Source organism: Pseudomonas sp. MM213 (assembly GCF_020423045.1).
Classification (GTDB): Bacteria; Pseudomonadota; Gammaproteobacteria; order Pseudomonadales; family Pseudomonadaceae; genus Aquipseudomonas; species Aquipseudomonas migulae.
Map to the genome: position 1 here is coordinate 77,740 of NZ_CP081943.1, position 12,637 is coordinate 90,376.

General features: G+C 59.3%; 10 protein-coding genes, 1 tRNA gene and 1 pseudogene. 5 read left to right on the forward strand and 7 right to left on the reverse strand.

Going from position 1 to position 12,637, the window contains the following annotated elements; all coding sequences use genetic code 11:
- Positions 1-111: 111 nt before the first annotated feature.
- Positions 112-939, forward strand: coding sequence for an arylamine N-acetyltransferase family protein (locus tag K5R88_RS00345; RefSeq protein WP_223481506.1), 828 nt, complete (start codon positions 112-114; stop codon positions 937-939).
- Between the two features lies 1 nt (position 940).
- Here the strand turns inward: K5R88_RS00345 and K5R88_RS00350 are convergent, their stop codons facing one another.
- On the reverse strand, positions 941-1,273 hold the full coding sequence (locus K5R88_RS00350; RefSeq protein WP_192416865.1) for a BrnA antitoxin family protein: 333 nt from the start codon (positions 1,271-1,273) through the stop codon (positions 941-943).
- 3 nt (positions 1,274-1,276) lie between these two features.
- Complete coding sequence (locus tag K5R88_RS00355; protein WP_008037659.1) at positions 1,277-1,558, reverse strand: BrnT family toxin; 282 nt, start codon at positions 1,556-1,558, stop codon at positions 1,277-1,279.
- 256 nt (positions 1,559-1,814) lie between these two features.
- On the opposite strand from K5R88_RS00355, the gene K5R88_RS00360 reads away from it, so the two are divergent.
- Positions 1,815-3,332 carry a nucleobase:cation symporter-2 family protein gene (locus K5R88_RS00360; protein ID WP_008028327.1) on the forward strand — a complete coding sequence of 506 codons (1,518 nt, stop codon included), beginning with the start codon at positions 1,815-1,817 and terminating at the stop codon, positions 3,330-3,332.
- 212 nt (positions 3,333-3,544) lie between these two features.
- Here the strand turns inward: K5R88_RS00360 and K5R88_RS00365 are convergent.
- Positions 3,545-3,620, reverse strand: a tRNA-Asn gene (locus K5R88_RS00365).
- Positions 3,621-3,847: 227 nt separating this feature from the next.
- Between K5R88_RS00365 and K5R88_RS00370 the strand changes: the two genes are divergently transcribed.
- Positions 3,848-4,078, forward strand: coding sequence for a hypothetical protein (locus K5R88_RS00370; RefSeq protein ID WP_008007186.1), 231 nt, complete (start codon positions 3,848-3,850; stop codon positions 4,076-4,078).
- Here the strand turns inward: K5R88_RS00370 and K5R88_RS00375 are convergent.
- Both K5R88_RS00375 and K5R88_RS00380 read right to left on the reverse strand, forming a co-directional pair.
- A complete protein-coding gene (locus K5R88_RS00375; protein WP_008028325.1) occupies positions 4,075-4,284 on the reverse strand; it encodes a hypothetical protein in 210 nt (69 codons plus the stop codon). The two genes, K5R88_RS00370 and K5R88_RS00375, sit on opposite strands and share 4 nt — an antisense overlap.
- A 236-nt stretch (positions 4,285-4,520) precedes the next feature.
- Positions 4,521-5,717, reverse strand: coding sequence for an amino acid aminotransferase (locus K5R88_RS00380; RefSeq protein WP_008028323.1), 1,197 nt, complete (start codon positions 5,715-5,717; stop codon positions 4,521-4,523).
- Positions 5,718-6,055: 338 nt separating this feature from the next.
- Here K5R88_RS00380 and uvrB point away from each other — a divergent pair, with 338 nt between their 5' ends.
- Complete coding sequence (gene uvrB, locus K5R88_RS00385; protein ID WP_008028321.1) at positions 6,056-8,071, forward strand: excinuclease ABC subunit UvrB; 2,016 nt, start codon at positions 6,056-6,058, stop codon at positions 8,069-8,071.
- A 172-nt stretch (positions 8,072-8,243) separates the two neighbouring features.
- On the opposite strand, the gene K5R88_RS00390 is transcribed toward uvrB, so the two are convergent.
- Both K5R88_RS00390 and K5R88_RS00395 read right to left on the reverse strand, forming a co-directional pair.
- Positions 8,244-9,734, reverse strand: coding sequence for an MDR family MFS transporter (locus K5R88_RS00390; RefSeq protein WP_192226583.1), 1,491 nt, complete (start codon positions 9,732-9,734; stop codon positions 8,244-8,246).
- A 49-nt stretch (positions 9,735-9,783) separates the two neighbouring features.
- Positions 9,784-10,832 (reverse strand): annotated as a pseudogene (locus K5R88_RS00395) (HlyD family secretion protein).
- Positions 10,833-11,052: 220 nt separating this feature from the next.
- Here K5R88_RS00395 and gltX point away from each other — a divergent pair.
- The gene (gene gltX / locus K5R88_RS00400; RefSeq protein ID WP_008037650.1) at positions 11,053-12,534 is read left to right on the forward strand and encodes a glutamate--tRNA ligase; all 1,482 of its coding nucleotides are present in this window, start codon (positions 11,053-11,055) and stop codon (positions 12,532-12,534) included.
- Positions 12,535-12,637 lie beyond the last annotated feature (103 nt).

The window sequence follows — 12,637 nt, forward strand, 5'->3', positions numbered from 1 at the left end:
TTTTCGGTCGTGTGGCGATTGGCGAAATCAATTGTCGGTCGTACTGTTTTATCCCTTATACATGGCGGCCATCGGCACAGAGACCTGCGGCCACTGCATAAGGACCGAGCAATGAGCGAGCCACGCCTGAGCAATCTTGCGTTGTACCTGCAACGCCTGGGCTTCGATGCGCCACCGGCGCCGACCCTGGACACCCTGCGTCAACTGCAACTGCGTCACACCGGCGCATTCCCGTTTGAAAACCTCACCACGCTGTCAGGCGAGCCAGTGCTCATCGATCTGCCGTCCATCGAGCAAAAAGTCCTGCACGATGGTCGTGGTGGTTACTGCTACGAACTGAACAATCTGTTTCTGGCGCTGCTTCAGGCGCTGGGCTTCAATGCCCGTGGAATCTCCGGCCGAGTGGTCATGGGCCAACCCGAGGGTGCGTGGACGGCGAGGACACACCGCTTGAGCCTGGTCATCCTGGATGACGTGCGCTACATCACCGATGTCGGCTTCGGTGGCATGGTGCCTACGGCACCGCTGCTGCTCGATACCCCGGCCGAACAGCGCACGCCCCACGAACCCTATCGCATCGAGCAACATGCCGATGGCTACACCTTGCGCGCCAACGTTGCCGGTGAGTGGCGGGCGATGTACATCTTCGACCTGCAACGGCAGGAAGACATCGATTTCGCCGTCGGCAACTGGTACGTCTCGACCCACCCCGAATCGTCTTTTGCCAGGCAGCTGATGGTGGCGCGAACGGGAGAAGGCTGGCGGCGCACGCTCAACAACGGCAGTTTTGCGATTCACCGGATGGGCGGCGAGAGCGAACGTCGGCAGGTGACGGATGTGGATGAGCTTGTCGGATTGCTGGGGCGCGAGTTCGGGATTCGGGTGCCGGAGCACGCAACGCTCAAACAAGTGCTTGCGCGGTTGATCGTGGCGGCGTAGCTCAAGGCTTCATCACGCGATGAATTTCACTGAGCACCTCCGATAGTTTTTTCTCCAGGCTTTTTAGCTCGGCGGCCGTTATCCCTTCTTTGAAATGTCCGGCATTTACAACAGCGGTGTTCGGGATGGCCGCTGCGCTCTTGCTTCCATCGTCGAGCAAGGCCTTGCGCAAGGTGTTGTTGATCACCGTCTGATAACCGAAACCTTCGCTCTCGGCGGCGAGGCGCGCCGCGTCTAACACGACATCGTCGAGCATGATGGTGATGCGGGTTTTGCCTTTGCTCGAGGCAACCGCTCCGCGTTTGGCGTTGCTGAAATCGTATTCGTCTTTCATGGTTCAAGCCTCCAGATATCGGCGCCGTTCATTTTTGGTAGCGACGCGCGCGGAAATGATTCGAACGAAATTCGGCTCGCGCCAGGTGTACGCAACGACCAACAATCGACCTTTGGCATCCAGCCCCATGATGATCCACCGCTGTTCATCGTGATGGTTGTCCTCCAGCGAGAGGGCTCTCTCGTCATAAAACACCGCCTCGGTCTCCGCGAGGCTGATCCCTTGGTGCTTTAATTTGTTAGCTGCGTTCTTTGCCTTGTGAAACTGAATCTCGAATGACTTCATTATGCATACTTTATATGTATAAGCGAGAGGCGTCCGTGCCGGCGGTCGCTTGGAATGCCAAAGACTAGCGGGCGGGGGAGAAGGCGCAGGAAGGATGTATTTCAAATGTTTTTTTGGAGGGGGAAACAGCGCAGGGGAAGGACTGCATGGACACATGTCCATAATCTGACTGGTGAGTTGTATACAACTCTATAGACATTTGTCCTGAGTCTTGCATACAGTGTGCTCATAACAAAAACCAGGGAACCCCCCAACCATGAAAACGCCCCATGTTTCACACCAACGGCCTGAGGACGAAAACCTCGGTGTCGGCGCGAATATGGCTTACGGCCTGCAACACGTTCTGACCATGTACGGCGGCATCGTCGCGGTGCCTTTGATCATCGGACAGGCGGCCGGGCTCTCGCCGGCGGACATCGGTTTGTTGATTGCTGCTTCATTGTTTGCGGGGGGCTTGGCAACATTGCTGCAGACCCTCGGTTTACCGTTTTTCGGTTGTCAGTTGCCGCTGGTGCAGGGCGTGTCCTTCTCGGGCGTCGCGACGATGGTGGCGATTGTCAGCAGTGGCGGGGAGGGCGGGTTTCAGTCGATTCTGGGTGCTGTGATTGCCGCGTCGTTGATCGGTTTGCTGATCACGCCGGTGTTCTCGCGAATCACCAAGTTCTTCCCGCCGCTGGTGACGGGCATCGTGATCACCACCATCGGCCTGACGCTGATGCCGGTGGCCGCGCGCTGGGCCATGGGTGGCAACAGTCATGCGCCGGATTTCGGCAGCATGGCGAACATCGGCCTGGCGGCGGTAACGCTGGTGCTGGTGTTGTTGCTGAGCAAGATCGGCAGCGCGACCATCTCCCGGTTGTCGATTCTGCTGGCCATGGTCATCGGCACGCTCATCGCGGTATTCCTTGGCATGGCGGACTTCTCGTCCGTCACCCAGGGCCCGATGTTCGGCTTCCCCACGCCATTCCACTTCGGCATGCCGACCTTCCACTTCGCTGCGATTCTGTCGATGTGCATCGTGGTCATGGTGACGCTGGTCGAAACCTCGGCGGACATCCTCGCGGTCGGTGAAATCATCGACACCAAAGTCGACTCCAAGCGCCTGGGCAACGGTCTGCGCGCCGACATGCTGTCGAGCATGATCGCGCCGATCTTCGGCTCTTTCACCCAGAGTGCGTTCGCCCAGAACGTCGGACTGGTGGCGGTGACCGGGATCAAGAGCCGTTACGTGGTGGCCACTGGCGGATTGTTTCTGGTGATCCTCGGCCTTCTGCCCTTCATGGGGCGGGTCATCGCAGCGGTGCCGACCTCCGTGCTCGGCGGCGCCGGGATCGTGCTGTTCGGCACTGTGGCGGCCAGCGGAATTCGCACGCTGTCCAAGGTCGACTACCGCAACAACGTCAATCTGATCATCGTCGCCACGTCCATCGGTTTCGGCATGATCCCCATTGCCGCGCCGAACTTTTACGACCACTTCCCAAGCTGGTTCGCGACGATATTCCACTCGGGCATCAGCTCCTCGGCAATCATGGCCATCGTGCTGAACCTGGCCTTCAACCACCTCACTGCCGGCAACTCGGATCAGCAGTCGGTGTTTGCTGCCGGTACTGAGCGAGTCCTGCGCTATCAGGATCTGGCCGCGTTGCGCGAAGGGGATTATTTCAGCGAAGGCAAGTTGCATGACTGCGACGGAAAGGAGATCCCGGTGATAGAGACGGATCATGGGCATGGCGAGCCGAAGGCGGTGCATGTCAAAAGCAGTGAACATGTCTGAATAAAAAAGGCGCCCCCAGGGGCGCCTTTTTACATGACATGACCCCGTACTGTAGGAGCCGGCTTGCTGGCGATGGCGGCCTTGAGAACGATGCATTCTTCAAGGCCCTCATCGCCGGCAAGCCGGCTCCTACAGGTCTTAAGTCATCTTTTCCAACGCCCACAAAAAAGCCCCTGAACCTTTCGATTCAGGGGCTTTTCGATCTTGCTGTCTGGCTCCACGACCTGGACTCGAACCAGGGACCCAGTGATTAACAGTCACTTGCTCTACCAACTGAGCTATCGCGGAATGGCGTGTATGTTACTGATTCAAAAAGAGAAGTCAAGCACCTGTTGGCAATTTGAGCGATTCGTCGGGACGGACGGCGGTTTATCGGCGATTGGCGGTTACCAGAATCGCACCAGAGGTCTACCATGGCCGCCCGGAAGTGGTGACACGCGCTGCCGGCCATTCGCCGAAAAGGTACGCGCCATGAATCACCCAACCCTCACACTTCGTCACAACGAGGTGTTCGCATGAGCATCGCTCAGATCAGCCTGCCCAAAGGGGTCGGTCCGCACGCCGAAAAACTGTTCGACGCAATCACTCAGGCCAGCACCGCTGACGAATTGAATCGCGCTGGCGGCAAGGCCGAAGGTTTTGTCCTGGGCCTGGAAAGCACCAAGGCCATCAAAAGCCAGGTCGCCGAGTCGCTGTACGTCGCTTATGACGATGCAGCCAGCCAACGCGCGACCGAACTGGCTTAACCGCCGAACGTAATGGTGGCGAGCATCAGCTTGGCGTACAGCAGTGTCGCGCCCAGTTGAACCAGCCACAGCGCCAGGCCGCCAAGAAAGACCCCCGCAGCCACTTGCAGCACCAGGTTGTTGCCGCGTTTGGCCGGGGTGCGGGGGATGAAGTCATTCAGGTCATCCAGGTCATCGCGCTCAGCGCGCAGGTCATCGTTTTTCATATCGGTACTCATAAGCATTCGGGGTGTACACAGAACCTGTAGGAGACGGCTTGCTGGCGATGGCGTCCGTCCAGCCAATAAATAAGTTGACTGACCCACCGCTATCGCCAGCAAGCCGGCTCCTACAGGGTAGATGTGTGCAGTCTAGAGGGCTTGGTTGTCGGGTTGAGAATAATCTGCGGTCAATAAAAAACGGGAAGCCCAAGGGCTTCCCGTTTTCTGTATTACCGGAGGACTCAGATCACCGCAACGATGGCCTTGGTCACCACGTCGATGTTGCTCTGGTTCAACGCAGCTACGCAGATGCGGCCGGTGTCCAGGGCGTAGATGCCGAACTCGCTGCGCAGACGGGTCACTTGCTCAACCGTCAGGCCGGAGTAGGAGAACATGCCGCGCTGACGACCGACAAAGCTGAAATCGCGCTGAGGAGCCTGTTTCGCCAGCAGGTCAACCATCTGGGTGCGCATGCCGCGAATCCGCAGGCGCATTTCGGCCAGTTCTTCTTCCCACTGGGCGCGCAGTTCCGGGCTGTTCAATACAGCGGCAACGATGCTTGCACCGTGGGTCGGCGGGTTGGAGTAGTTGGTGCGGATCACGCGCTTGACCTGCGACAGCACGCGCGCGCTTTCTTCTTTCGATTCGCTGACGATCGACAGGGCGCCAACGCGCTCGCCGTACAACGAGAACGATTTGGAGAACGAGCTGGAAACGAAGAAAGTCAGGCCCGACTCAGCGAACAGACGCACGGCTGCGGCGTCTTCGTCGATGCCATCGCCAAAGCCCTGGTAGGCCATGTCGAGGAACGGCACGTGACCTTTGGCTTTCACCACCTCCAGAACGTTTTTCCAGTCCGCCGGGCTCAGGTCAACACCGGTCGGGTTGTGGCAGCAGGCGTGCAGCACAACGATCGAGCCGGACGGCAGGGCGTTCAGGTCTTCCAGCAGGCCGGTACGGTTAACGTCGTGGGTCGCGGCGTCGTAGTAGCGATAGTTCTGCACCGGGAAACCAGCGGTTTCGAACAGCGCGCGGTGGTTTTCCCAGCTCGGGTCGCTGATCGCCACGACGGCGTTCGGCAGCAGTTGCTTGAGGAAGTCGGCACCGATTTTCAGCGCGCCAGTACCGCCAACGGCCTGAGTGGTGATGACGCGGCCAGCAGCGATCAGCGGCGAGTCATTGCCAAACAGCAGTTTTTGCACGGCCTGGTCGTAGGCAGCGATGCCGTCGATCGGCAAGTAGCCACGGGAAGCGTGTTGAGCGACGCGAATCGTCTCGGCTTCGACAACGGCGCGCAGGAGTGGAATTCGCCCCTCCTCGTTGCAGTAAACACCGACCCCCAGGTTGACCTTGTTGGTACGGGTATCGGCGTTGAATGCTTCGTTGAGGCCCAGGATTGGATCGCGTGGTGCCATTTCGACAGCGGAGAACAGGCTCATTTTTGCGGCGGCTCTGAATGGAGTGTGGAGGGACGTGTCGCGCTCCAGCCGAATGCACTAGAGCGGTGCACAAACGGGGAGCTAGTATAGAGGTCATCCGCGATTGATGGCGACAGTCGATTCGGCTTTTACCGTAAGTTTTTCCGATTATTTTTCGACCGTTAGTCGATTGATCGCGTCAGAGGCTTCAAGGGATGTAGGACGTTTGCCTTGAAAGAGAGGGCAATCGACTCCACATTGAGCACAATCCAGTTTTTTCCTCGGGCGACGTCGGTCGTTTGCGGTCTTTCTCGTTCCTGTCCGGTTTGACCGCGTACGGGTGAACCCAGAGGTATTTCATGTCTGAATTCCAGCTAGTCACCCGCTTCGAGCCCGCCGGCGACCAGCCGGAAGCCATCCGCCTGATGGTCGAGGGCATCGAGGCCGGGCTGGCGCACCAGACGCTGCTCGGTGTGACCGGTTCGGGCAAAACGTTCAGCATCGCCAATGTCATCGCTCAGGTTCAGCGCCCGACGCTGGTACTGGCGCCAAACAAGACCCTGGCCGCGCAGTTGTACGGCGAATTCAAGGCGTTTTTCCCGAACAACGCTGTCGAGTATTTCGTTTCCTACTACGACTACTACCAGCCTGAAGCGTATGTGCCGTCCTCGGACACCTTCATCGAGAAAGACGCCTCGATCAACGACCACATCGAGCAGATGCGACTCTCGGCGACCAAAGCGCTGCTGGAGCGCAAGGACGCGATCATCGTCACCACGGTGTCGTGCATCTACGGTCTGGGCAGTCCGGAAACCTATTTGAAAATGGTGTTGCACGTGGATCGTGGCGACAAGCTCGATCAGCGCGCCTTGCTGCGCCGTCTCGCCGATCTGCAATACACCCGCAACGACATGGATTTCGCCCGTGCGACCTTCCGCGTGCGCGGTGATGTGATCGATATCCATCCGGCAGAATCCGATTTTGAAGCGATCCGCATCGAGCTGTTCGACGACGAAGTCGAGAGCCTGTCGGCCTTCGATCCGCTGACGGGGGAGGTGATCCGCAAGCTGCCGCGTTTCACCTTCTACCCGAAAAGCCACTACGTGACGCCGCGAGAAACCCTGCTCGACGCCATCGAGGGGATCAAGGTCGAGTTGCAGGAGCGCCTGGAATACCTGCGCTCCAACAACAAACTGGTGGAAGCGCAGCGCCTCGAACAACGTACGCGTTTCGACCTGGAGATGATCCTCGAACTGGGTTATTGCAACGGCATCGAAAACTATTCCCGCTACCTCTCGGGTCGCGATCCAGGTCAAGCGCCACCGACCTTGTTCGATTACCTGCCGGCCGACGCCTTGCTGGTGATCGACGAATCCCACGTCAGCGTGCCGCAAGTCGGCGCCATGTATAAGGGCGACCGCTCACGCAAGGAAACGCTGGTGGAATACGGTTTCCGCCTGCCGTCGGCGCTGGACAACCGGCCAATGCGCTTCGACGAGTTCGAAGGCATCAGCCCGCAAACGATCTTTGTCTCGGCCACGCCGGGCAACTACGAGGCGGAACACGCCGGGCGTGTCATTGATATGGTGGTGCGTCCGACCGGCCTGGTGGACCCGCAAATTGAAATCCGCCCGGCGTTGACTCAGGTCGACGATCTGCTTTCGGAAATCACCAAACGCGCAGCAGTGGATGAGCGGGTATTGGTCACGACGCTGACCAAGCGCATGGCCGAGGATTTGACCGATTACCTGGCCGACCATGGCGTGCGCGTACGTTATCTGCACTCGGACATCGACACCGTGGAGCGCGTGGAAATCATCCGCGATTTGCGCCTCGGCACCTTCGATGTGCTGGTGGGGATCAACCTGTTGCGTGAAGGCCTGGACATGCCGGAAGTGTCCTTGGTGGCGATTCTCGATGCGGACAAGGAAGGCTTCCTGCGTTCCGAGCGCTCGCTGATCCAGACCATCGGTCGCGCGGCACGTAACCTCAATGGTCGGGCGATTCTGTATGCGGATCGCATCACCGGTTCCATGGAGCGGGCGATCGGTGAAACCGAGCGTCGTCGCGACAAGCAGATCGCCTTCAACCTGGCCAACGGCATTACGCCGAAGGGTGTGTTCAAGGACGTTGCCGACATCATGGAAGGCGCCACCGTGCCGGGTTCGCGCAGCAAGAAGCGCAAAGGCATGGCCAAGGCTGCCGAGGAAAACGCCAGGTACGAAGCGGAATTGCGTTCGCCGGGAGAAGTCGCCAAGCGTATCAAGGCGCTGGAAGAGAAGATGTACCAGCTCGCTCGCGACCTGGAATTCGAAGCGGCGGCGCAGATGCGCGACGAGATTGCCAAGCTGCGGGAGCGGTTGATCGCGGTTTGAGTGTTGTGGTGACTGGGCTGGCCTCTTCGCGGGCAAGTCGGATCGCCGCACCGCTCGCTCCTACAGGTCTTGTGTCGTTTATCAATTTTGTGAACGACACAAGACCTGTAGGAGCGAGCGGTGCGGCGATCCGACTTGCCCGCGAAGAGGCCAGTAAAAGCACCACAAAAACTCAGTGCGCTTCGCCAGCTTTCAACCCCGCCGGCAACTGCTTGGTCAACAGCACAGCAATCATGCTGATCCCCAGCGCAATCCCGACAAAGTGAAACGCATCGTTGTAGGCCATGATCGACGCCTGTTGATGGGCAATTTCACTGAGCTTGCCCAGCGCCGCCGCTTCACTGCCTAACCGGTCCGTCAGCGACGCCATGCGCTCGGCGACCTGCGGGTTGCTCGGCACAATCGATTCACGCAAATAATCAAAGTAGGTCTTGGTTCGCGCGTCCAGCAACGTGGCGAGGAGGGCGATGCCAATGGCGCCGCCGAGGTTGCGCAGGATGTTGAACAGGCTCGACGCCGAGCCCGCGTCCTGCGGCAGGATATACGCGGTGGCGATCAGCGAGATGGTCACCATGATCAGGGGCTGGCCGAGTGCGCGAATGATCTGGATCTGGTTGAACTGCGGCCCGGCGAAATCCGGGTTCAGCACCCCCGAGGAGAAACTCGCCAGGCCGAACAAGCCGAAGCCCAGGGTGCACAGCCATTTCGGCGAGATGACCTTCATCAACTTCGGCACCAGCGGAATCAGGAACAGCTGCGGCACGCCCATCCACATGATCACTTCGCCGATCTGCAGGGCGTTGTAGTTCTGGATCTGCGCCAGGTACAGCGGCAACAGAAAGATCGAACCGTACAACCCGACCCCCATTCCCAGGCTGGAAATACTCGATAAGCCGAAGTTGCGATTGCCCAGGATCCCGAGGTTGATCAGCGGATTGGGTTTGGAAAACTGCACAATCACAAAGGTGATCAGGCTGATCAGCGCAATGCTGCCCAGGGTCACGATCAGGTTTGATTCCAGCCAGTCCTTGCGATGGCCTTCCTCCAGAAAAACCTGCAAACAACCGAGGCCGATACCGAGCGTAAGAATCCCCATGTAGTCGGTGCTTTTCAGCAGTTCCCAGTGCGCTTCTTTTTTCTCCAGGCCATACATCAGGCCGGCGATCATGATCAGGCCCGGCGGAATGTTGATGTAGAAGATGTATTCCCAGCCCCAGTTTTCCGTCAGCCAGCCGCCGAGCGTCGGGCCGATGGAGGGCGCGAACGTTGCGGTCATGGCAAACATGGCCATGCCTTTGGCGCGATGGTGTTCGGGAAGCTTGATCAGCGTCAGGGTGAACGCCAGCGGGATCAGCGCGCCGCCGGTGAAGCCTTGCAGCGCGCGGAAAATGATCATGCTTTCCAGGCTCCACGCCATCGAGCAGAGCAGGGACGAGGCAAGAAATCCAAGCGAAACCCACACCGCCAGACGGCGTGCGGACAGCAGCTGCACCAGCCACGCCGTCAGCGGAATCATGATGATTTCCGCGACCAGGTACGACGTGGAAATCCATGAGCCTTCTTCCAGCGTCGCCGACAGCGCGCCCTGAATGTCCTTGAGCGACGAGTTGGTGATCTGGATATCGAGCACCGCCATGAAGGCGCCGAGCATCACGCTCATCACGGCGATCCAGTCCCGCCGGGTCGGTTCGCCGGCCGGGCGGATCAGTTGATCACCGGCCATCGTCAGGGTGTCTTTGATGTTCACTTTGGCGGTGACCGACATGCCCGGACGAATCTTGCCGTGCAGCGGGTTGTCCGCGGCGAAGGTCAGTTTTACCGGAATCCGTTGTACGACTTTGGTGAAGTTGCCCGTGGCATTGTCCGGCGGCAGCAGGCTGAACTGTGCGCCCGAGGCAGCAAACAGGCTGTCGACCCGTGCTTCGATTGGCGTGTCGCCGTAGGCGTCGAAGGTCAGTTCGGCTTTCTGGCCGGGCTGCATGTGGCCGATCTGGGTTTCCTTGAAGTTGGCCTGAATCCAGATGTCCTGATCCGGGACGATCGACAGCAAATAAGCGCCGGCCTGCACGTATTGGCCTTCGCGGGCGGCGCGCTGGCCGATCATGCCGCTGATGGGCGCGTGGATTTCACTGCGGGTCAGGTTCAATTCAGCCTGGGCCAGATCGGTCTTGGCGTTGGCGATCATCGCGTCGAGGCGCTTGATCTCGGCGCTGAGGGAGTTGACTTGCTGGCGCTGACTTTGTGCGTCTGCCTGGGCCTTGGTCACCTGCGAGCGGGCGATGTGGGTATCGGCGGAAAGGGTGGTCACGCGCTCTTCCGATACGTAGCCGGGTTTGCGCAGGGTTTGCGCGCGGGACAGGTCAATCTGCGAGCGACCGAGGCTTGCCTGGCTGGATGCGACTTGCGCTTCGCTGGAGGCGATCAGGCTGGCTTGCTGCGTCAGTTTGCTCTGGGCTTGCAGGCGTTCGGCCTGGCGGGTGGCGAGGGCGGCGTTGGCGCGGTCGACAGCGAGGTGGAAGTCATCGCCTTCGAGCTTGATCAGCAACTGGCCCTTTTCGACGTGCTGGTTGTCCTGCACCAGCACCTGATCGATGCGTGCGCCCAACTGGCTCGACACACGGGTGATCTCGCCCTGGACATAGGCGTTATCGGTGCTTTCATAAAACCGTCCTTTGAAGAACCACTGGGCAAACAAGGCCCCGGCAATCAGCAGGACGATCAGCAGGAAAATAGACAGGCGACGCTTGAGTTGGGCAGGCATGGGGCAAACTGTAGTCGAGAAATTGTAAGGAAAGTTATCAGCAGGCGAATTTGGCATACAGTCGATAGTGGGTAAATGCCATCGGCTGATAATCCGCCATTCATCCCGGCCCAGGCCCGTTGTAGACGCAAACTTGGCTTAAATGCCCTGCTCACTGGAGCCGGGCGGGCAACGCCTGTTACCATTCGCCCTTTGTTTTATCTTCATTTCGAGACTTGCCATGACCACCGTCCGCACGCGCATCGCGCCATCGCCTACCGGGGACCCCCACGTAGGTACCGCTTACATCGCTTTGTTCAACTACTGCTTTGCCAAGCAGCACGGCGGTGAGTTCATCCTGCGGATCGAAGACACCGATCAACTGCGTTCGACCCGCGAGTCCGAACAGCAGATTTTCGACGCCCTGCGCTGGTTGGGCATCGACTGGAGCGAAGGCCCGGACGTCGGCGGCCCGCACGGCCCTTACCGTCAAAGCGAGCGCGGCGATATCTATCAGAAGTATTGCCAGCAATTGGTCGAGATGGGCCATGCCTTCCCGTGCTTCTGCACCGCTGAAGAGCTGGACCAGATGCGCGCCGAGCAAATGGCTCGCGGCGAAACCCCGCGGTACGACGGTCGTGCACTGCTGCTGTCCAAGGAAGAAGTTGCACGTCGCCTGGCCGCTGGCGAACCGCACGTGATCCGCATGAAAGTGCCGAGCGAAGGCGTGTGCGTGGTGCCGGACATGCTGCGTGGCGACGTCGAGATCCCGTGGGATCGCATGGACATGCAAGTCCTGATGAAGACCGACGGCCTGCCCACGTACTTCCTGGCCAACGTGGTCGATGACCACCTGATGGGCATCACCCACGTGCTGCGTGGCGAAGAATGGCTGCCTTCGGCACCGAAACTGATTCTTCTGTACGAATACTTCGGCTGGGAACAACCGGAGCTGTGCTACATGCCGCTGCTGCGTAACCCGGACAAGAGCAAGCTGTCCAAGCGCAAGAACCCGACCTCGGTGACGTTCTATGAGCGCATGGGCTTCATGCCGGAAGCGATGCTCAACTACCTGGGGCGCATGGGCTGGTCGATGCCGGATGAGCGCGAGAAGTTCTCGCTGCAGGAAATGGTCGACAACTTCGACCTGAGCCGCGTCTCCCTTGGCGGGCCGATTTTCGACATCGAGAAGCTGTCGTGGCTCAACGGCCAGTGGTTGCGTGACCTGCCGGTGGAAGAGTTCGCCAGCCGCTTGCAGACCTGGGCGCTGAACCCCGAGTACATGATGAAGATCGCGCCGCACGTGCAGGGCCGCGTTGAAACCTTCAGCCAGGTCGCACCGCTGGCCGGTTTCTTCTTCGCCGGTGGCGTGAACCCGGATGCCAAGCTGTTTGAATCGAAGAAATTGTCGGGTGATCAGGTTCGTCAGTTGATGCAGTTGATTCTGTGGAAGCTGGAAAGCCTGCGTCAGTGGGAGAAGGACAGCATCACCGCGACCATTCAAGCGGTGGTCGAGTCCCTGGAATTGAAGCTGCGTGACGCCATGCCGCTGATGTTCGCTGCGATCACTGGTCAGGCGAGTTCGGTGTCGGTACTCGATGCGATGGAAATCCTCGGCCCGGACCTGACGCGTTTCCGTCTGCGCCAGGCCATCGACCTGCTCGGTGGCGTGTCGAAGAAGGAAAACAAGGAATGGGAAAAACTCCTGGGCAACATCGCCTGATTCCCACGGTCCTGTAGGAGCGTTGCTTGCTCGCGAAGAACGATGACGCGGTGTGTCAGATACACCCAGGCGTCCCGTTCGCCGGCAAGCCTGGCTCCTACGG